General features: G+C 69.7%; 13 protein-coding genes and 2 tRNA genes. 7 read left to right on the top strand and 8 right to left on the bottom strand.

The window, feature by feature from the left end; translation table 11 throughout:
• Positions 1-66: 66 nt before the first annotated feature.
• The 3 genes from ACIA03_RS02250 to ACIA03_RS02240 all read right to left on the bottom strand — a co-directional run bounded on the left by ACIA03_RS02250 (position 67) and on the right by ACIA03_RS02240 (position 5,830).
• Positions 67-1,872, bottom strand: a complete 1,806-nt coding sequence (locus ACIA03_RS02250; RefSeq protein ID WP_396978812.1) for a sensor histidine kinase — start codon at positions 1,870-1,872, stop codon at positions 67-69.
• Positions 1,873-2,045: 173 nt separating this feature from the next.
• Positions 2,046-3,890: a sensor histidine kinase gene (locus ACIA03_RS02245; protein ID WP_396978810.1), complete on the bottom strand. Its 1,845-nt coding sequence runs from the start codon at positions 3,888-3,890 to the stop codon at positions 2,046-2,048.
• Between the two features lie 47 nt (positions 3,891-3,937).
• Positions 3,938-5,830: an ATP-binding protein gene (locus ACIA03_RS02240; protein WP_396978808.1), complete on the bottom strand. Its 1,893-nt coding sequence runs from the start codon at positions 5,828-5,830 to the stop codon at positions 3,938-3,940.
• A 179-nt stretch (positions 5,831-6,009) separates the two neighbouring features.
• On the opposite strand from ACIA03_RS02240, the gene purF reads away from it, so the two are divergent.
• Positions 6,010-7,527 carry an amidophosphoribosyltransferase gene (gene purF, locus ACIA03_RS02235; protein ID WP_396978806.1) on the top strand — a complete coding sequence of 506 codons (1,518 nt, stop codon included), beginning with the start codon at positions 6,010-6,012 and terminating at the stop codon, positions 7,525-7,527.
• A 14-nt stretch (positions 7,528-7,541) separates the two neighbouring features.
• Positions 7,542-8,609, top strand: a complete 1,068-nt coding sequence (purM, locus tag ACIA03_RS02230; protein ID WP_396978804.1) for a phosphoribosylformylglycinamidine cyclo-ligase — start codon at positions 7,542-7,544, stop codon at positions 8,607-8,609.
• A gap of 68 nt (positions 8,610-8,677) precedes the next feature.
• On the opposite strand, the gene ACIA03_RS02225 is transcribed toward purM, so the two are convergent.
• Positions 8,678-10,810 (bottom strand): PhoX family protein, encoded by a 2,133-nt coding sequence (locus ACIA03_RS02225; protein ID WP_396978802.1) that lies wholly within the window; start codon positions 10,808-10,810, stop codon positions 8,678-8,680.
• A 291-nt stretch (positions 10,811-11,101) separates the two neighbouring features.
• Between ACIA03_RS02225 and ACIA03_RS02220 the strand changes: the two genes are divergently transcribed.
• Positions 11,102-11,293, top strand: a complete 192-nt coding sequence (locus ACIA03_RS02220; protein ID WP_141794898.1) for a DUF3073 family protein — start codon at positions 11,102-11,104, stop codon at positions 11,291-11,293.
• A 40-nt stretch (positions 11,294-11,333) separates the two neighbouring features.
• Here ACIA03_RS02220 and ACIA03_RS02215 read toward each other — a convergent pair whose 3' ends face one another.
• From ACIA03_RS02215 to ACIA03_RS02205, 3 genes are all read right to left on the bottom strand, one after another.
• On the bottom strand, positions 11,334-12,629 hold the full coding sequence (locus tag ACIA03_RS02215) for a hypothetical protein (RefSeq protein ID WP_396978800.1): 1,296 nt from the start codon (positions 12,627-12,629) through the stop codon (positions 11,334-11,336).
• Between the two features lie 33 nt (positions 12,630-12,662).
• A complete protein-coding gene (locus tag ACIA03_RS02210) occupies positions 12,663-16,097 on the bottom strand; it encodes an SCO7613 C-terminal domain-containing membrane protein (protein ID WP_396978798.1) in 3,435 nt (1,144 codons plus the stop codon).
• A 125-nt stretch (positions 16,098-16,222) separates the two neighbouring features.
• A tRNA-Phe gene (locus ACIA03_RS02205) sits at positions 16,223-16,296 on the bottom strand.
• 115 nt (positions 16,297-16,411) lie between these two features.
• On the opposite strand from ACIA03_RS02205, the gene ACIA03_RS02200 reads away from it, so the two are divergent.
• The 4 genes from ACIA03_RS02200 to ACIA03_RS02185 all read left to right on the top strand — a co-directional run bounded on the left by ACIA03_RS02200 (position 16,412) and on the right by ACIA03_RS02185 (position 19,583).
• Positions 16,412-16,484: transfer RNA gene (locus ACIA03_RS02200), tRNA-Glu, on the top strand.
• 108 nt (positions 16,485-16,592) lie between these two features.
• A complete protein-coding gene (gene macS, locus ACIA03_RS02195; RefSeq protein ID WP_396978796.1) occupies positions 16,593-17,726 on the top strand; it encodes a MacS family sensor histidine kinase in 1,134 nt (377 codons plus the stop codon).
• Positions 17,723-18,361, top strand: a complete 639-nt coding sequence (locus ACIA03_RS02190) for a response regulator (protein WP_396978794.1) — start codon at positions 17,723-17,725, stop codon at positions 18,359-18,361. Before macS ends, ACIA03_RS02190 begins: the two co-directional genes overlap by 4 nt.
• A gap of 133 nt (positions 18,362-18,494) precedes the next feature.
• On the top strand, positions 18,495-19,583 hold the full coding sequence (locus ACIA03_RS02185; RefSeq protein WP_396978792.1) for an alpha/beta hydrolase fold domain-containing protein: 1,089 nt from the start codon (positions 18,495-18,497) through the stop codon (positions 19,581-19,583).
• Positions 19,584-19,629: 46 nt separating this feature from the next.
• On the opposite strand, the gene ACIA03_RS02180 is transcribed toward ACIA03_RS02185, so the two are convergent.
• Complete coding sequence (locus ACIA03_RS02180) at positions 19,630-20,373, bottom strand: IclR family transcriptional regulator (RefSeq protein ID WP_396978790.1); 744 nt, start codon at positions 20,371-20,373, stop codon at positions 19,630-19,632.
• Positions 20,374-20,465 lie beyond the last annotated feature (92 nt).

The following is a 20,465-nucleotide window of genomic DNA, read 5'->3' as shown; positions in this document are numbered from 1 at the left end:
CCGTTCACCGAGTCACCTCGGTCGAGTGGCACTTCCTTCGTGGAGCTCCGCGAAGGCAGTGCGCGTTCACCGAGTTACCTCGGTGAACATCCGCCGCGCCAGCTGGACACCAGGCAGCGTCAGCGCCACCCGGGTGCCCTCGCCGGGGCGGGAGTCGAGTTCGACCAACCCGTGGTGGCGGCTGGTGATCTGATCGACCAACGTCAGACCGAGCCCAGCTCCGCGCGAACCACCGAGCGCGGAGTTGGAGCCTCGGTAGAACGGCTTGTAGACCTCGGACTGCTCCTCGTAGGCGATGCCGACACCGGCGTCGGCGACGATGATCGTGACCTCGTTGCCGGCGCTGTAGAGCATCACCTGCACCCGCGAGCCCCGGTAGCTGTAGGTCAGCGCGTTCTTCACCAGGTGCAGGAAGGCGGCGCGCAGCTCGCGGGGGTCGCCGACGACGTACGCCGGTCCGGTCGGTGTGGTCAGGACGCACTCGATGTCCTTCTGAGCGGCGTCGGGATCGAGCTCGTCGAGGACGTCGTCGAGCATCTCGGAGATCTCGATCGTGGTCTCGCCGGGGGCGTTGGCCGGGTCGCGGATCCGGGACAGGAGCAGCAGGTCGCTGACGATGCCCTCGATCTGGGCGCTGCGTACGGTGAGCGTCTCCACCTGAACGATCCACGGCAGGGTGTTCGCCTGCTCAGCGCTCAGCGCGTTCAGCGACGTGCCGAGTGCGTTGACCGGGATCCTGAGCTCGCGGGCGACCGCCTCGATCAGCTGGTTGCGCTCGCGGTCGGCGTCGGCGAGCTGGTGGGCCAGGTCGCGCTCCTGCGTGTAGGCGTTGGCGGTGAGCACGATGCGTCCGAAGTCGCGACCCAGCTCCATGGCCAGCCGGCCCTCCGCGTCGGACCAGATGGGCCGCCCGGGCGCGCGGAGGAGAACGATGTGGCCCAGCCACTCGTGGTCGGCCCCGACCGGCACGACCAGGACGCTGTCCGCGCCCAGGGTCTCGAAGAACTTGTCGGCGACGGCGGCCTGCTCACCCCACTCCGGGGAGCTCGTGATCCGCTCGCGGGACAGGATCGAGTAGGTGCCCTCAGCCCAGTATCGGGAGGTGTTCCTCGAGGTGAGGGACGCCAGGCCCGGGTCGGGGTCCCAGTTGAGGCCCGGGGTCGAGTGCACGACCATCTCGTTGTGGGGGCCCTTGGTCGCCATCCAGATGCCGTCGGCGCCCAGGCCGCGGATGAGTGCGTCGTGGCTGGTGTCGAGCACGTCGGCGAGGCTGAGCTTGGAGCTGGCGTCGCGGAGGAACTCCTTGGCGGTCTCGAGGTTCGCGGCGCGCTCGTAGAGCCGCTCGCGCTCGAGGTAGCCGTGCACGACGCGTTGGGCGCGCTTCGCGAACCGATTGAGCACGCGTTGCTGGGTGAAGTCGGGCCGGCGACCACTGACCGGCATGTCGACCGAGAGACAGCCCTGGATGGAGCCGTCGTCGCCGAGGATCGGCGCGATCAGCATGTCGTGAGGATGCCAGGCGTCCGCCGCGTCGATCATGTTGGTGGTGGAGACCCAGCTGCCCTCGTGAAGGTGCACGCGCTCGTGCGGGACGAACCGCCAGGCGCCCCAGTTCTCACCGCGGGCGAGATTGTCGCGCAGGTCGGCGAGGGCCCATCGGGTGCCGAGGATCTCCTCGGCCGTCTCGCGCTGGCCGTGTGCGTTCAGGCCGCTGATGAAGCCGTGGACCGCCACCACCTCGAGCTCATCGCCGCGGACCACGTTGATCGCGGCGATGCCGAAACCGAGCAGCTCGCAGATGCCTTCGGCGATCATCTGCAGGGCCGGATCGACCACCGGCAGCGCCATCCTGCTCGACGTGCGCGATGGCACGTCGAGGGCATCAACTGGCTGTGGTGGGGGCATCCTTGCTCTCAGTGAGGTCGGTCACGGCGAGTGTTGCAACGGCGTGGCAGTCCTGAGGACCTGGGCACCACGGAGTGTTGCACGAATCGCCCGCCCTGTGCAGCCGTCGGTCGCTGTCTCGACCAGATTGTGACGTTCGGTTAACCAAGTGAGGTCGCGTCGTGGGCCAACGGCAGGACCAGCGAGACGCGGGTGCCGGTGCCCGGCTCCGAGCGGAGCGTGACGCGGCCGTCGTGGCGACGCGCGACCCGGTCGACGATGCTGAGACCGAGGCCTACGCCCTTCCGGCCGCCGATCGCCTGGCTGGTCCCGCGGTAGAACTCGGTGAAGACCTGCATCTGCTCGGCCGCGGGGATGCCGACCCCGTTGTCGGTCACCGAGATCGCCGCCTCGCTGGCGCTCTCCACGATGTAGAGCCGCACATGGCCGCCGCGATGGGTGTAGACGAGCGCGTTGTCGACCAGGCGGAGGATCGCCGCCTTGATCTCGCTGCGGTCGCCCAGCACGTAGACACTGCGAGAAGGCACGTCGATGCTCATCTCGATGCCACGCTTCTCGGACTCGTACGTCCTCTGCTCGAAGATCTCCTGCAGGAGCGAGGTCAGGTCGACGTGGGTCAGGGTCGGCCGCGAGGAGGGGTCGGAGAAGCGGGAGAACAGCAGCAGGTCGTCGACCATCGCGACCAGCTGGTCGGACCGGCTGATCAGGTTGCCGACCTGCTGGAACCAGGTCGTCGATCCGCGGTCCTCGTGGCGCATCGCGTCGATGCCGGTGGTGAGGGCGGTGAGCGGGTTGTGCAGCTCCTGGGCGACGGACTCGATGAGCCGGCTGTGCACCTTGTCGGCGGTCGCGAGCCGCTGGGCGAGGTCACGCTCCTGGGTGTAGGCGTTGGAGGTGAGCACGATGCGCCCGAAGTCGCGCCCGAACTCCATCGCGAGCCGCCCCTCGGCGTCCGTCCAGCGCGGCCGTCCCGAGCCACGCAGCAGCACGAGGTGGCCCAGTGCGGTGGTCTCGACGCCGATCGGTACGACCAGGAGCGAGTCGGCGTCGACCGCGTCGAGGAACTCGAGGCCGAGCCTGGCGTACTTCCGCTGCTCCACATCGCCCTGCTGCAGTGAGTGCCGAAGCAGGTCGCGGTTGACGATGGCGTGCTGGCCGTCGTGCCACAGCCGGGTGGCCTGGTAGGCCTGGCCTGCGGCGATGTTGCTGCTGTCGGTGGAGTTCCAGCCGAGGCCGGGCGAGGCATAGACCACGGACCCGCCCTCGCCGTCCTGGGCCTGCACATAGAGCCCGTCCGCGTCGAGACCTCGGCTCATCGCCTCCTGCGTGGCCTCGAGCACCCCGGTGAGACCGAGCTGGGAGTTGGCCTCGCGCAGGAAGCTCTGCGCCTCGAGCAGGTTGTTGGCCCGCTCCTCGAGGTATTCGCGCTGCAGCGTCAGCAGCACCGCTCGCCTCGCCTGGCGGGCGAACCGGTTGAGGATCCGCTGCTGCCGCCGGCCGGGCCTGCGACCGTTGGTCGGGCGATCGATCGAGAGGACGCCGACGAGCTCGCCGTTCTCGTCGTAGAAGGGAGCCAGGAGCTCGTCGAGCTGATGCCAGTCCTGCGGGTCCTTCAGGATGTCCTCGTCGGTGTCGGGGACCCAGTAGCCCTCCGCCTCGCCGATGGTGTTCTTCTCGTGGGGGACGAACTTGATGTCGCCCCAGTCCACCGACATGTCCAGCAGGTCGGTGACTACCGAGACCGGGAACCGGGTGCCGAGCATCTCGGCGACAGTCATGTCGCCGTCGACGGTGTGACCGGTCTCGTCCCCGTAGGCGGCGACGATCTCGAACTCGTCACCTCGGCGGATGTTGATGACGGCAGCGCCGAAGCCGACGAGCTCGGTGACCCCCTCGGCGATCAGCTGCAGACCGGGGTCCGGGGTCGGGTACGCCTCGGAGGCGCCGTCTGGCACGTCCGGACCCTCTGAGGGCGTACTGGTCATGAGTTCTCCGCCGAGCTGAAAATGCAACCCGTTCCCGGGGCGTAAGGTTAAACAATGGGCAGCGTCACACGGAATGTGCTTCCCACGCCAGGGGTCGAGTCGACGGATATCAGTCCGCCGCGGCGACTGACGATTCGAGACACGATGGTCAGACCGAGGCCGGTGCCTGGCTGTTTGAGCGCTTTCGGGTTGGTCGAACGGAAGAATTCGGTGAAGAGCCGGTCCTGATCCTCCGGCGAGATCCCGAGGCCGTGGTCGGTCACCCGGAGCTCGAACCAGCCCGGACTGGTGCGCGTGCTCACGATGACCTGACCGCCCTCGGGGCTGTATTTGATCGCGTTGGTGACCAGGTTGATCACCACTCGGTCCAGGTCGCCGGGAGCCAGGGTCACGTAGACGTCGTCGGCCGGCATCTCGAAGACGAGCTCGTGGGCATCGCTGGGGGGCATCTCGGCGCTGAGATGCGTGTAGACGTCCTCGAGCACGCGCGCGACCTGGATCGGCACCGTGGTCGGCAGGTGGTCGGGGTCGGAGACCTTCGACAGCATCGCCAGGTCGGCCACGATCTTCTCGGTGCGATCGCGGTTGCGCGTGAGCGCGGTCAGCACCTCGGCGTACTCCTCCTCGGACTCCGCGTAGGGCAGCGACTCGATGTTCCACCGGAACGCGGAGAGCGGGTTCTTGAGCTCGTGGGCGACCGTCGCGATCAGTCGGCTCTTGTGGGCCTCGAGCTCGCGCAGGGAGTCGACCGCCGCCTTCTGCCGCAGGTACGCCCTGGAGTTGTGCACCACACGGCCGAAGTCGCGGCCGAGGTCGGCGGCGGTGATCAGCTCGAGCTCGCTCCAGTGCGGCTTGTCGGGGCCGCGGCAGAGGAGCATCGCGCCGTACCACGTCTGGCCGGACCCGATCGGGACCCCGACGATCGAGCCGACCTTGTAGCGGCGGACCCATTCGGTGATCCGCTGCTGCGCCACCGGGTCGGGGTGGGGCAGCCGCTCGGCGCCCTCAGGGGTCTGGACGGTGATGCTGCGCTGGTCCCAGAGGTATTGCCCGTAGTCGACCATGAACGGGCTGGTCAGGTCCTCGATCGGGAGCTTGAAGTCCTCCCGGTAGACCTTGGTGCGGATGCCCCGGCCGCCCGGCTTGGACATGTGCAGCCAGAAGTCGGTCAGGTCGAGCACGTCGACCAGCCCGGTGCTCAGGGAGTTGAGGATCCCGTCGGGGTCCAGCTCGCGGCCGGCGCGGCGGATCACGTCGCGGGCGGCCTCGGCGAGGCGCACCTGCTCGGAGAGCTCCTCACGCTCCAGGGCGAGCAGGATCGCGCGCTGTGCCTGCATCGCGTGGCGGCCGAGCACGGCGCGCTTCTCAGGGTTGGGACGTAGCCCGTCGGTCGGGACGTCGACGATCAGGGTCCCGCGGAGCCTGCCGGCGTCATCGCGCAGCGGCGCGACCAGCAGGTCGAGCGGGTTCCAGGCGCCGGCGGCATCGATCGTCGTCATCGTCGGGATCCAGCCATACACGTCGTCGGTCGGGTCCAGTCGCTCCGCCGGGACGAACTTGAAGATGCCCCAGTCGTCGGCCCGGGCGAGCTCGGCCTCGAGCCGCTCGATCGGGGTGACGATGCCGAGCAGGTCGGCGCGTGCGGAGTCCTGGCCCGAGACCACCGCCATGTGGAGGTTGCCGTCGGCCCGGGCCACGCTGATCGTGGCCATCTCGAAACCCGCCAGCGCGGTCAGGCTGTCGGCGATCAGCTGGAGATCGGAGAGGTCCTCGCCGGGGGTGAGCAGGCCGCCGATCTCCGCCAGATCGGTGGTGATCGTCGTCATCGTCGTGGTGAGGTCGCTTCTGGCGCGCTTCCCGCCACCCAACGGCGGTGGGGCAAATCCTGGCGGCACCGTCAGTCGGTGACCACCGGCGGGCGGGGGCGCTGAAGAAGTCATCGGGGCGATTATCCGGGAAGAGCGTCCCGGGCGGTAGGGCGGACGTAGATAGTTCTTTGCAATCATGATCCCGAGACGTTCATGTGACCACTCTTACAGGACGGTCAAGGGTTCGGTGATCGCCCGAGGGCGGCCTTACACTCGATGCCGTGGTCAACCTCACCAGCTCAGGTAGGCACGTGTCCCGACGCAAGGGTGGCGACGGCCGGCTCACCGCCGCCCTCGACCCCCACGATCAGGGTCCTCAGGACCACTGCGGAGTCTTCGGTGTGTGGGCGCCGGGCGAGGACGTCGCGAAGCTGACGTACTTCGGCCTGTACGCCCTGCAGCACCGTGGCCAGGAGTCGGCGGGTATCGCGGTCAGCAACGGACGCCAGATCCTGGTCTACAAGGACATGGGTCTGGTCAGCCAGGTCTTCGACGAGCCGACCCTCGACTCGCTCAAGGGCCACGTCGCCATCGGCCACGCCCGCTACTCCACCACCGGGGCCTCGGTCTGGGAGAACGCGCAGCCGATCTTCAAGCCGACGCCGGACGGCTCGGTCGCCCTCGGCCACAACGGCAACCTGATCAACGTCGCCGACATGCGCGCCGCCGTCGAGGTGCTGCCCGAGCACGCCGAAGGCCGCCACGCACCGGTGTCGACCAACGACACCTCGCTGCTGACCGAGCTGCTCGCCTACCACCCCGACTCCTCGCTGGAGGCGCGTGCGCTGGAGGTGCTGCCGACCATCCGCGGCGCCTTCTCGCTGGTGTGGATGAACGAGGACACCCTCTTCGCCGCGCGTGACCCGCAGGGGATCCGCCCGCTGGTGCTCGGCCGCCTCGACCGCGGCTGGGTGATCGCGTCCGAGGACGCCGCCCTGGCCACCGTCGGCGCGAGCGTGGTCCGCGAGGTCGAGCCCGGCGAGATGATCATCATCGACGAGTCCGGTCTGCGCTCGGTGCGGTTCGCTGAGACCGATCGCAAGGGCTGCGTCTTCGAGTACGTCTACCTGGCCCGCCCGGACGCCAACATCGCCGGCCGCAACGTCCACGAGTCCCGCGTCGAGATGGGCCGTGAGCTGGCCCGCGAGTTCCCGGTCGACGCCGACCTGGTCATCCCGGTGCCCGAGTCGGGGATCCCCGCGGCCACCGGCTACGCCCTGGAGAGCGGACTGCCCTTCGGTCAGGCGTTCGTGAAGAACGGCTATGTGGGACGCACCTTCATCCAGCCGTCGCAGACCCTGCGCCAGCTCGGCATCCGGCTCAAGCTGAACGTGCTCGAGCACATGGTGCGCGGCAAGAAGGTCGTGGTGGTCGACGACTCGATCGTGCGCGGCAACACCCAGCGCGCCCAGGTGCGGATGCTGCGTGAGGCCGGCGCCCTGGAGGTCCACGTGCGGATCTCGTCGCCGCCGGTCAAGTGGCCGTGCTTCTACGGCATCGACTTCGCCACCCGCGCCGAGCTGATCGCCAACGGTCTCTCCGTCGACGAGATCGCCGCCTCGGTCGGTGCGGACTCGCTCGGGTACATCTCCCTCGACGGGATGATCTCGGCGACCCGCCAGGAGCGCAGCGCGCTCTGCACGGCCTGCTTCACCGGCGAATACCCCGTAGAGCTGCCCGACGAGAGCATGCTCGGCAAGCACCTCCTCGAGGTCTCGCTGCAGTCCCCGACCGAGGGCAAGGCCCTTCCGGTCCTGAACAACCCGTGATCGGAGATCCACCAGTGACCCAGAGCCAGAACGCGTACGCCGCCGCAGGTGTCGACATCCATGCCGGTGACCGCGCCGTGGATCTGATGAAGGTCTGGATCGAGAAGTCCCGGCGCCCCGAGGTGCTCGGTGGGGTGGGCGGTTTCGCCGGTCTCTTCGACGCCTCGGCGCTGAAGGCGTACGAGCGGCCGCTGCTGGCCACCTCGACCGACGGTGTCGGCACCAAGGTCGCGATCGCGCAGGCGCTGGACAAGCACGACACGATCGGGTTCGACCTGGTCGGCATGGTCGTCGACGACCTGGTCGTCTGCGGCGCCGAGCCGCTGTTCATGACCGACTACATCGCCACCGGGAAGGTCGTCCCGGAGCGGGTCGCGGCGATCGTCAAGGGCATCGCGGAGGCCTGTGTCGAGGCCGGCTGCGCGCTGGTCGGCGGCGAGACCGCCGAGCACCCGGGTCTGCTGGCGGCCGACGAGTACGACGTGGCCGGCGCGGCCACGGGCGTCGTCGAGGCTGACAACCTGCTCGGTGCCAATCTGGTGAAGGCGGGCGACGTCGTCCTCGCCATGGAGGCCTCCGGCCTGCACTCCAACGGCTTCTCCCTGGTCCGCCACGTGCTGCTCAACTCCGGCGCCTACACGCTGGACGCGCAGATCGCCGAGTTCGGCCGTACGCTCGGCGAGGAGCTCCTCACCCCGACCCGCGTCTACGCCAAGGCCTGCCTGGAGCTGGCCCGTGGGACCAAGACCCACGCCATGTCCCACGTCACCGGTGGCGGCCTCGCCGCCAACCTGGAGCGGGTCATGCCCGCGGAGCTCTCCGCGCGCATCGACCGCACCACCTGGACCCCCGCCCCGGTCTTCGACCTCGTCCGGCGCACCGGCTCCGTGGCCCTGCAGGACCTGGAGATGACCCTCAACTGCGGCGTCGGCATGGTCGCGCTGATCGACCCCGAGGACGTCGACGAGGCCGTACGCATCCTCGCCGGCCACGACATCCGCGCCTGGGCCGCCGGTGAGGTCACCGACACCCAGGGTGGCAAGGTCGAGCTCACCGGGGCGTACGCGGGCTGGAACGCCTGAGGCGTCGCAGGACCTCTCGAAGCACGTAGGGCGCCGGAGCGGGAAGCTCCGGCGCCCTTCGGCGTTTCTCAGGCCTTGCGCACCTGCACGACCGCCGGCCGCGGGCCGGCGAACTCGCCCTCGCCGGCGGTGCCCTCGACGTAGTCGGGGAAGCGGGAGTTCGGAGCCTCCCAGGTCCCCTCCTCACCCGGGTGCTGGACGGCGACGAAGACCGAGCCGTCGCGGTCGTGGATGACCGGCCCGCAGGTCTCGGCGTCGCGGGGGACGGCGAGGAACTGCTGGACGTGGCCGCGCTCGGGTCCCGCGAGCGGGACCTTGAAGAGCCCGTCGAGCTTCTGGATCGAGCTCGGGGCGCCGTCGGTGGAGATCCACAGGTTGCCCTCGGAGTCGAAGGCGACGTTGTCCGGGCAGGAGATCGGCGAGACCTTGTCCTGCGGGTAGCCCGCGAAGTAGGTCGAGCCGTTCACCGACGGGTCGCCGGCGACGATCACGAGGTTCCACCGGAAGACGCGCGAGGTGTGGTCGCCGTCGTCCTCGGTTATCTCGACGATGTGACCGTCCCGGTTGGTGTTGCGCGGGTTGGGCTCGTCGGCCGGGGCCTTGCCCGTGGTGCCGCGCTGGGAGTTGTTGGTGCAGGCGACGTACACCTTGCCGGTCTTCGGCGAGGGCTGGACGTCCTCGCAGCGGTCCATCTTGGTGGCGCCGGCCTGGTCGGCGGCCAGGCGCGTGTAGACGAGCACCTGCTCGACGCTCATCCCGGCGATCTGGCTGCGGCCGTTCTTCACCAGCGGGATCCACTGGCCGTAGCCGTCGAACTTGCCGTCGCTCGGCAGCGTGCCGGTGCCGTCGATCTCGCTCGCCGGCGAGTCGCCGTGGAAGCGCGCGACGTAGAGGTCGCCCTCGTCGAGCAGGGTGAGGTTCCGGCGCCGGTCGTTGGGGTTGTAGCGGCCCTTGGAGACGAACTTGTAGAGGTAGTCGAAGCGCTCGTCGTCGCCCATGTACGCCACCACGTGGCCGTTCCTGGCGACGATGACGTTCGCGCCCTCGTGCTTGAGGCGGCCCATCGAGGTGTGCTTCTTCGGCGTCGAGGTCGGGTCGGTCGGGTCGATCTCGACGATGTAGCCGAAGCGGTTCGGCTCGTTGGCGTAGTCGGCGCTCCGCGCGTCGAAGCGCGGCTCGATGGCCTCCCAGCCGTACGTCGACGGCTTGTCGGCCAGGCCGTAGCGCTTCTCCTCCGCCGAGGTGCCGGTGGCGTGGAAGTAGCCGTTGAAGTTCTCCTCGCCCGACAGGATCGTGCCCCACGGCGTGGTGCCGCCGGAGCAGTTGCCGATCGTGCCCAGCGCCACGGTGCCGGTCGGGTCGGCGGCGGTCTTGAGCAGGTCGCTGCCGGCGGCCGGGCCCGTGATCTTGAACGGGGTGGAGGCGGTGATGCGGCGGTTCTTCGGAGCCGAGGGGACGTACGTCCACTTCTCACCCGGCGCGGAGCGCTCGAGCTCGACGATCCCGAAGCCGTGGGCGGCCATCGCGATCTCGAGCTGCTCGGTGGCGTCGAGGTCCGGCGGGAACATGATGTTGGGGTTGACGTACTCGTTGTTGCAGCACAGCAGGGCCTTGGTGCCGGCCTTGTTGGTCACGATGACGTCGGTGTAGTCGTTGTTGTAGCCCCAGGCGAGCGCCTGCTTCTCGGCCGTCTGGCTGTTGACGTCGAAGGGAACGCCGCCGGGCAGGATCGGGTCGCCCCAGCGGATGATCGGGTCCCAGGTGTAGCCCTGCGGCACCACGAAGGTGTCCTCGGTGGCCGCGACGGGGGTGATCGCCTTGAACGGAAGGTTCGTACGTCCCCCCGAACCGCGGCCGGCGGCGAGACCCGCCTGGACGGGGCTGGCGGCGGCCGCGAGGCCGCTGCTGCCGACGGCGAGGGCGACGGCGCCCGCACCGGCGAGACCCAGTGCGTGGCGGCGGCTGAGCGCCTTGCCGGCGATGTCACGGAAGTAGCCGTTGTCGGAGGTGTTGGGTGCGGGCTTGGCGCACGCGCTGTCGCACTTGAGGGCGCAGGTCACGGCGCTGCGCTTGCCGCGCGTGTGGCCGCTCATGGGCAGCAGCGACAGCATGGTGCGGCGGCCGTTCGTCACGGCGGGGGCACCTTCGTCGCTGCACGAGGGGCAGGCGGTGTCGGTCTGGATGTCGCTCAGTTCGGTCACTGCAGTTCCGTTCAAGACGCGGGGGTTGTGTCAGGTCTCCCAAGAATCGGAAGGGAGGCTATGTGCGGCGAGTCAACCGCCCGGCCCCGCAATCTGTCGGCGAGGTGAACGGCGAATGACGACTCATCAGGCCCGGAATCGTGTGACGTCAGTAACATTCGCTGCCAGCGAACGGATTTTCGACACCCCGGCGTGCGGATTCTTGGGATGAACCGGTAGCGTTATCCCTACGAGAAACCTGTGAACAGCCCGGGACTATCCCGGCCAAGTGCGACGAGGGGGCTGGACCCTATGGGGCGCGGCCGAGCGAAAGCCAAGCAGACGAAGGTCGCACGCGACCTGAAGTACCGGACCTATGAGACGGACTTCGGGGCCCTTGCGCGCGAACTTCACGGTGATGAAGACACCAGTCAGAAGTCCGATCAGCAGCCGGACGACTACGACGACTGGTCGGACTACGACGCGGGATCCTCGCGCGACTAGGGTTGGTCGGCCACGGCGGCAACGTCTTGGTCGACATCCCTCAGACCGATCGGCTGATCGCAACCTCCCCGTGGGTGCCGTAGCCGGGTAGCCGGCCGCCGTAAGGCGTGCCGTCGAAGGCGACGTGCAACCACTCGTCCCCGACCGGGATCAGCGTGGGCCACGGAAGGTTCGAGACGTAGGTCGAGCGGAGCTCTGCGACCTCGTTGAGGTCCAGGTCGAAGATCGGGTAGCGAGCACGGACGCGACGCGGATTGTCGCGTCCGTCGCTGGCGCCGACCACGAACGTGCCGCCCAGCGGGACGAGCGTGGTGCCCTCGGTGGCTCTCCGGTCGGTTCGTGCTGCCCGCAGGGTGAGTGCGTCCAGACTCGGTCCGCCGGCGAGCACGGGGTGGAACTCGAAGTACCTCTCCGCCCTCACGTAGCCGACCAGCCACTCGCCGTCGTGGCGGACGAGGTGGGGGTCCCAGACTCCGACTGACCCGTCCGTGGGCAGCGTGAGCGGGCTCGCGTCGAGAACGTGCTCGCCCCTGGTCAGGTCCTCGCGCGAGCGGGCGATGGTGACGCCGACCGGGTTCCACGGCTTGCTCGGGTCGGTCTTGTCCGGTGCCTTGAACGAGGCCCACGTGCTCGTCGCGACCAGCCATTCGTCGCCGTCGCGCACGAGATGGGTCGCGTGGTCGCCCTGGACCAGTCCCTCCCGGCGGAAGTAGAGCGCGCCGCGATGGGTGAAATCGTACGTCACCGGGTCCAGCGCCCACACCGACGTGTGCGCCGTGGGGAAGAAGCCCGGCCCGGCACTGGTGGCGGTGAGCAGCAGGGTGCCGTCGTCGTCGCGGAACGGCGAGCCCTCGGCGTACGTCACGACGCGGATGTCGCGCAGGCCGAGCTGCCCGAACGCGCCGGTGCGCACGTCCTCGGCAGAGCCCTCGTGGCTCGCGGTCAGGCCGGCGAGCCACGCCGGCTCACGCGGCTCGATCCCGAGCTCGGAGAGGTCGACCCGTGCTCTGGCCACCCACTCCCCGTCCCCCTGGGTCAGCGCGGTCAGCATCGTCCCGGTCAGCGTCAGCGCGAACCGGGCGACCCCGCGGCCGGCCCGGCCGTGGCGCCGGCTCGCGTGGGACGTACGCCGCGACCCGGTCGTCACCTCCAACGAGATCCGCCGTCCGTCGTAGCTCCCGGTGAGCACATCCCCACCCGAGGTGAAGGTCAGCGAGACCGGGCCGTCACAGGCAGCCTCGATCGCGGCGTTGGCCGCGGGCCGGGCGGGGCTGGTGGACTCGACCGCGATCGTGACGGGGCGCTGGCGACGTACGATCTCGAATTCGGGAAACATCGGCTCCAGTCTTCCGGGCGCGTGGCCACCGCCCTAACGCAGCCCCCGGACATAGGCCGTCGCTCGCCGCAGGTCGTGGAGACGTGCCTCCCAGGTGATGCCGAGGAAGAGCAGCAGGAGCCCGGCCGCACCGAGGACCCACCACTGCTGCAGCGACTCCGCCGAGGGCATCTGCGCCAGGGCGAGGACGGAGGCGACCAGAGCGCCGCCGACCAGCGGTGCCGCCCAGCGCAGCCAGGCACCGCCGAGGATGAAGGCCAGGCAGGCGATGCCGAGCACGGCGGTCCGCATCGAGACGGGATCCTGGAGGGCTGCCGGGACCGACGGGATGAGCGCGAGGAAGACACCCGGTCCGAGCACCGGCAGTGAGGCGACCTCCCGGTCGAGGCGGAGCTTGACCACGCCGAAGACGACCAGCGCGATCGCGGGCGGCAGGGTGTAGACCTCCCAGGTGGCGGTCGACGTGTCTGCCAGCCGGATCCACAGCGCCACGGTGGCCAGCGAGGCGCCGACCCAGCCGAGCCAGCGGCGCTCGTGGTGAGCGATCGCGTGCGCCGAGACGGCGGCGCCGGCCAGGACCAGCAGGATGCTCAGCCAGGGGAGATCGACGCCGCGCGTCCCGGTCACGGCAGGGCCATCGGGGGTCAGGACGATCGTCGGACCGAAACTGACCGTGCCGACCACGATCGTGACGACCGCGGCGACCGCGGCGGCGATCTCGGCCGAAGGCAGCAGCCGGAAGACGGTGACGGCGGCCAGGATGACGATGATCCCGGCCGCGGCGTGCGGCTTCGTGATGTCGTTGAGGTTCGCGAACATCCAGCAGAAGGCCGTCAGCGTGATGATCCAGTAGGGAGCGGTGACGGCCTTGGCCTGCTGTTCCGGGGTGAGCCGGTCCACGGCGATCGCCGCGGCGGTGAGCACCCCGGCCACCACCAGCGCGAGCAGATCGTTGCCGAAGGCGGCGCCGAGCGAGCCCAGCCCGAGCAGACCGGCGATCGTGAGCCGCGGTCCGGACTGCTGCGGCTCGTGACGCAGGATCGTCGCGATGCACATGACCCCGGCGATCAGCAGCAGGATCGCCAGCCAGTCGGTGTCGAATGTCCAGCCGTCGACGAAGGCGCCCAGGCCGATCGACACGGCGGCACCGGTGGCGGCCGCGGCCTCGATGGCCGGGCTGCGGCGTACGAGCACGATGACGCCCATCGCGACGACGACCACCACCGCGGTGTAGGGGCGATCGACGTCGGCCAGCCGGGCCGCCTGCCAGACGGCGGCGGTCAGGGCGAGGATCCAGTAGGCGGTCGCGACCTCCCTGGTCGTGGCGGACTGCATGCGGTCGACGAGGACGGCGAGGGCGGTGAGGATGACGGTCACGACCAGGGCCTGAACGTCTCCGGAGAGGACCGCGGCCGTGGCCGCGCCGATCCCGACGGTGCCCGCCACGGCCAGCGCGGGAGGCTGGCGGTGATGCAGGCCGATGGCCGCGGCGAGGATGGTGGCGAGGGTCAGCATGACCGCAGCCCAGGTGACGTCGACCGCGCCGATCCCGATCGAGATCGCGGCGCAGGCCACGGTCGCCCACCAGCCCGACGCCCGGAAGCGGAAGAACGTGATCAGCCCGAGGACCGTGACGATCACGCACGCGGCCCACTGCCGCTCCACGTCGATCAGCGGCGCGAGCGACCACAGGCCGAGGGTGAGCGTCACGGCGGAGTAGCTGGCGGTGACCTCGCGGTCGGCGCCGACGAGACCCTGCCCCGCGTACGCAGCCACGCCCGCCAGCGCGAGCGCGACGACCACGGTCAGCAGGTCGCTGGGCAGCGCGGTGGCCAGCGCGACCACGCCGAAGATGCCGGCGGCGACGAGCCGTGGCCGCCGCTCCGCCCACCAGGCGAGGGCGACGGCGACGCCGAGCAGCAGCAGCGCCGGGACCAGCAGCGGGGCGCCGTAGCAGGCGGCCGTGACCGCGAACCCGGAGAGACCGCCGGCGATGATGATCCAGCCGATCGTGGGTCGGTAGGTGCGGAACGCGGGCGGGTTGGCCCGGTAGAACCAGGCGGTGCCGAGGGCGAGGATCGCGAGCTGCGCCGGCTGCGTCAGCCACCCCGGCAGCAACGGTTCGGGACCGGTGACCGCGTCGAACGCGGACTCGGTCCAGGGCACGGCCGCGAGCCGGACGGCGGCCGAGACCGTCAGGATGAGCACGGTGATGCTCAGGCCGGCGGCGTACGGCGTCAACGCCGCGGCCGCCCAGCGCCACGGCCGGGGGAGGGTCATCAGGGCACCGGCGGCGATCAAGGTGACGATCACGGCCACGACGGTCAGGGTGATCGCGCCGTCGTCGAGGGCCGGCTGGGTGAAGGTGTAGGCGGTGATCAGGAACGAGACGCCGACCATCGCCACCTTCGCGTCCTTGGGCAGCGGGAACAGCAGTGCCACGACCGTCAGCACGGCTGCGGCCCCGAGCAGCAGCGGCAGGGTGCCGCCGCGCAGCAGCTCGGAGCCGGTCAGGGCCGGGTCGGCCAGGCCGCGGACGATCAGCAGCAGCCAGAAGCCCGCCATCACGACCATCGACCCGATGGTCAGCGCCTGGAGGTCGGTCTTGCTGGCGACGATCACCACGACGAGCGCGATGACGGCGGCGATCAGCGGGAACCAGATGAGATCGGAGATGAGCTCGAGGCCGATCAGGGCGGTGAGCACACCGGCCGCGGCCGCCACCTGTGGCCCGATCACCGAGTCGAGCTTCTCGCTGCGGGCGCCGACCAGGGACATCGCGGTGCCTGCCAGGAAGACGGCGATGCCGACGATCACCAGGAAGCCACGGTCCCAGTCGGCCCCATCGAGCCAACCGGCGTACTTCATCCCGGCTATGTCCAGGGCGAGGAGTCCCAGCGCCAGGGTCCACACGCCTTCGGTGCCGGCGCGCAGCTCGAGATGCATCAGCAGCGCGCCGCCGATCGTGAAGAGTGCGGTGAAGACCAGCAGCATCGTGGTGCGGCCGCCGAGACCCATCGCGGCCCAGGCGACGGCGAGGAAGATGACGCCCGCGACCAGCAGGAAGAGCACACCGACACCGACCAGGATCAACGGCACCGTGATCGGCGCCCGCCGGGCCAGCGGAGCCCCCGGGAACGCCGCAGGTCCCGCGACGGCGGTCGCGGCCGGAGCTGCCGGAGCCGCGAGCGGTGTGGCGACGGGCTCGGGCTGGATCTGCGGCGGCGCCGCAGGCGGCGCGGCCGGCAGCGGCGCCGGGGCCGGCGGCGGGGTCCGTCGAGCGGCTCGGCTGGCCTCCTCGCGGATCGAGCGCAACCGGGTCATGAGTACGTCGGCCCGCAGCAGCGTCCCGTAGAGCTCTTGGGCGACGGCGTTCTCCAGGGGCAGCCCACAGTGCGGGCACGGGCTGGTGCCGGGCTCGAAGGCCTCCCGGCAGTCGGGGCAGCGACCAGGATCGGCGTACTTCACAGCCAACCATCCTTGCGTAGTTCCGCCGCAGCGTGTGCGGGAAACGCAGGGTGTGCGCTGAGACTTGATCCAGAATGACAACCGGCTTCGACCCATAGTTGCAGGTCGAAGCCGGTTGCTGCTTGTGGGCAGGGGCGGGGTCGAACCGCCGACCTATCACTTTTCAGGCGATCGCTCGTACCAACTGAGCTACCTGCCCAAGCGAGGTGAAACATTACCGGAAGCGACCGCGACGTTCCGAATCGGGACCCGCACACGGACGTACGGCCTCGCTTTGGTGGCCTAGGACGCAGCCCTCTAGGATGTCCCGGCAGGCCCCCTTCGTCTAGCGGCCCAGGACCCCGCCCTTTCACGGCGGTAGCGCCGGTTCGAATCCGGTAGGGGGTACACAGTCTCTCCATGACTCGAGTCTGGATATCGCGCGGCACCGCCGGTATCCGTACAGATACTCAGATCCGAGGGCGTACGCCGCAGAGTTGGTGCGACACTTCGACCGTGAGCGCGTGGACGTCGCCTGCGGCGATCGAGGTCGAGAGCCGGCTCTTCCGTGCTCTCGCGGTGCTGCGCGTGGTGGTGCTCATCAACGCGGTCGGGCTGACGATCTACCGGGCCGCCAACTTCGACCCGCCCGTGGCCGCGCTGGTCTGTGCGCTCGTCATGGTCGGCTGGACCGCCTTCGTCGTCTGGGCGTACGCAGCGCCGAGCCGCCGCACGGCGCTGCTCGTCGGTGCCGACCTGGTGATGGCGCTCGGGCTCCTGCTGGTCACCCCGCTGGTGAAGGGGCCCGGGTTCCAGGCGAGCGTGCCGGGGTTCTGGGTGAGCGGGGCGCTGCTCGCGTGCGCGATCCACTACCGCTGGATCGGGGGTCTGCTGGCCGGGGTGGCGCTGGCGGCCGTCGACCTCGGGCTACGGCAGGAGATCGACCAGTCGATCTACGGCAACGCGTTCCTGCTGGTCATCGGGGGCCCGGTGGTCGGCTACATGTGCGAGTCGGTGCAGCGGATGGCCCTCGAGCGCGACGAGGCGCAGCGCGCGGCTGCACGGGCCGAGGAGCGGGCGCGGCTCGCCCGGGTGGTCCACGACGGTGTCCTGCAGGTCTTGGCCCTCGTCCAGCGCCGCGGCGGTGAGCTGGGTGGCGATGCCGCCGAGCTCGGCAGGCTGGCGGGGGAGCAGGAGCGAGAGCTGCGGTCGCTGATCCGCGGCGAGCAGCCGGGCGGCGGCCCGGCCGCCGGGATGACGGACCTGGCCGCCACGCTCGCCGAGCTCGAGACCGGCTCCGTGACCGTGTCGGGACCCGCGACCGCCGTCGAGATGCCGGCACATCCGGCCGAGGAGATCGTCGCCGCGACCCGCGCAGCCCTGGACAACGTACGTCGCCATGTCGGTGAGGACGCCCGCGCCTGGGTGCTCCTGCAGGCCTTTCCCGACCGTGTCGAGGTCTCGGTGCGTGACGAGGGCCCGGGCATTCCCGAAGGCCGCATCGTGGAGGCGGAGCACGACGGCAGGCTGGGCATCGTCGGCTCGATCCGGGGCCGGATCGAGGACCTCGGCGGCAAGGCAGAGCTGATCACCGGAGCAACCGGGACCGAGTGGGAGCTCACGGTCCCCCGAACAGGAGTGGATGGATGAGCACAGTGATGGTCGTCGACGACCACCCGATGTGGCGCGACGCGGTGGAGCGCGACCTGGCAGGTGCGGGCTACGAGGTCGTCGCCACCGCCAGCACCGGCCGGGAGGCGATCACCAGGTTCGCCGCGACCCGGCCGGAGGTGGTGGTGCTCGACCTGCAGATCCCCGAGCCCGACGGCGTCCAGGTGACCACCGAGATCGTCTCGCTGCGCCCGACGACCAAGGTCCTGATCCTCTCCGCCTCGGGCGAGCAGAACGACGTGCTCGCCGCGGTCAAGGCGGGCGCCACGGGCTATCTGGTCAAGTCCGCCTCCCGCGACGAGCTCTTGGAGGCGGTCCGCCGCGTGGCCGCCGGCGACCCGGTCTTCACCCCCGGCCTCGCCGGCCTGGTCCTGGGCGAGTTCCAGCACAGCGCCGCCACCGAGGTGTGCGGCGACAAGCCGACGCTCACCGACCGCGAGACCGAGATCCTCAAGCTCGTCGCCAAGGGCCTGAGCTACCGCCAGATCGCCGACCGCCTCGTCCTCTCCCACCGCACGGTCCAGAACCACGTCCAGAACACCCTGCGCAAGCTGCAGATGCACAACCGCGTCGAGCTCACCCGCTACGCCATCGAGCAGGGACTCGACGAATAGGTGTCGCTCGAAACTCCTGCTCCTTCCACTGAACGAGAAACGTCCCTGGTGGGATCCGCGCGCGCGGCGTCAGTGTGTCGCTGATCATGCGCTGTCGCAGTGTGTTGCTGCGCTCTGAGGATGGAGTCAAGAGATGAGAAACCCGAGGACCGCGGTGGCCAGACGGGTCGCGGTGTCCCTGGCCACGGTCGGGCTTGCCGCTGCCACGACGTTCGCGGGGTCGGCCGACCCGGCGCGAGCGGATCGCGCTCTGCTGCCGCCGGAAGCCCATACCGACATCGCCTACACCGAACCTGTGCCGGAGACGACTCAGGGCAACCTGCTCGACATCTACCTGCCTGCTCGGCGGGCCGACAAGCCGCTGCCCCTGTTCATCTACACCGAGGGTTCCGCCTGGTTCGCCGACACGGGGAAGAGCTCGGGAGCAGCCTGGGCCGAGCGACTCAACCCGTACGGTTTTGCGGTCGCAGGCGTGAGCGTCCGTTCCAGTTCGCAGACGCAGTTTCCCGGTCAGCTCCATGACATCAAGGCCGCGATCCGATATCTCCGGGCGAACGCCGACACCTATGGGCTCGACCCTGACCGGTTCGCCATCGGAGGTTTCTCCTCTGGGGCCTGGACCGCGGCGATCGCCGGAACAGCGAACAACGTCGGCCCCGACCTGGAAGGAACGACCGGAGTGACCGGCGTATCCAGCGAGGTGCAGGCGGTCGTCACCTTCGCGCCGCCGACCGCGTTTCGGCTGATGGACTCACAGGCGACGGAGTACTCGGTGCTCGAGCACAGTGTGCCGTCCTCCCCGGAGTCCATACTGACCGGATGCACTGGCTACCCGACCGGGATCGGCGACCCCGCGTGCACCAGCGCCGACCTGGCGAACCCGCTGAACTACGTCACCCCGGACGACCCGCCGTTCCTGATGTTCCACGGCACGCACGACCAGCTCCTGCCGCCGGGGCAGTCTGAGGTGCTCTTCGAAGCCTTGGCTGAGAACTGTGTGGCTGCGGAGTTCCACCTGGTCGATGGCCCCGACCACACCTACGACTACATCGACGCTCCGGGCGAGGCGCCGGTGGTCGGGCAGGTTGTGAACCAGGTCGACCGGCACTCCTGCCGGACCAGGTCATTTGATGGCCTGCGCCCGGGCACCGTCCCGAGTGTCGATCTCGTGGCGCGGTTCCTCTACCGCAGCATGGGAGTGGAGGCGAAGGCACGTCCGTGATGCCACGTGGTGGCGCCCGCGTGAGCGGGTGCCACCACGACGTGTTCTAGGTCGAGTGTCCACTGGTCGGAAGGGTGGCCAGCTCGCGTTCGATCCCGCGTGCCGCTACCTGCATGGCGCTGACCAGCTGCGCCTCCTGGTTGAGGTTGGGAACCACGACCCCCAACGAAGCCACCACTGAGTCGCCTCGGGCGATCGGTACCGCGATCGAGCAGGCGCCGAGCGTCATCTCCTCGCTCGTGGTGGCGTAGTGGCGTTCCAGGACCTGGTCGAGCTGGCTGGCCAACAAGCCCGCATGGGTGATCGTGTAGGGGGTGAACCGCTCCAGCCTGGCGAGTGCGTCGTTCCGCACGTCGGCGGGCGCGTGCGCGAGCAGCACTTTGCCGACGCCTGTGGTGTGCAGCGGGAGCCGCGCCCCAACGGCACTGACCACGGGCACCGAGGCATGGCCGCCGAGCCGGTCGAGATAGAGGGCGCTGAGCCGGTCGCGGACCGCGAGGTGAACGGTGGCGAAGGTGGCTCCGTACAGGTCGTGAAGGTAGGGAGAGGCAAGTTCGCGCAGTCCGGTCTCGACCGGTGCCAGCAGCCCGATGCTCCAGAGCTTGCGGCCGATGACGTACTCCCCGGAGTCGCGCTTGCTGACTGCTCCCCAGGCGGTCAGGTCGGCCAGGAGCCGGTGCGCCGTGGCGACGGGCAGGTCCGCCCGGCGAGCGATCTCGCTGAGGGTGAGCGCACGGTGCTTGGCATCGAAGGCTCCGAGGACGGTGAGAGCCCGGGACGTCACGCTCATTCCTCGTACGGAGCTGTTGCCGGCCAATTTTGCGATGCCCTTCTCGCCCAGTGGAAACCAGAACTCCTGCCAGGTCCTTGGTGCGTCTAGGG

Source organism: Nocardioides sp. NPDC051685 (assembly GCF_044453405.1).
Taxonomy (GTDB): domain Bacteria; phylum Actinomycetota; class Actinomycetes; order Propionibacteriales; family Nocardioidaceae; genus Nocardioides.
Note: the sequence above shows the minus strand (reverse complement) of the source record. Positions and strands in the feature narration are given on the sequence as shown.

Bases quoted from the DNA above. Each gene is read 5' to 3' on its own strand.
- ACIA03_RS02245 (WP_396978810.1), bottom strand. From the start codon at position 3,890: ATGACCAGTACGCCCTCAGAGGGTCCGGACGTGCCAGACGGCGCCTCC.
- ACIA03_RS02240 (WP_396978808.1), bottom strand. From the start codon at position 5,830: ATGACTTCTTCAGCGCCCCCGCCCGCCGGTGGTCACCGACTGACGGTG.
- ACIA03_RS02220 (WP_141794898.1), top strand. From the start codon at position 11,102: ATGGGGCGCGGCCGAGCGAAAGCCAAGCAGACGAAGGTCGCACGCGAC.
- ACIA03_RS02215 (WP_396978800.1), bottom strand. From the start codon at position 12,629: ATGTTTCCCGAATTCGAGATCGTACGTCGCCAGCGCCCCGTCACGATC.
- ACIA03_RS02190 (WP_396978794.1), top strand. From the start codon at position 17,723: ATGAGCACAGTGATGGTCGTCGACGACCACCCGATGTGGCGCGACGCG.
- ACIA03_RS02185 (WP_396978792.1), top strand. From the start codon at position 18,495: ATGAGAAACCCGAGGACCGCGGTGGCCAGACGGGTCGCGGTGTCCCTG.
- ACIA03_RS02180 (WP_396978790.1), bottom strand. From the start codon at position 20,373: ATGAGCGTGACGTCCCGGGCTCTCACCGTCCTCGGAGCCTTCGATGCC.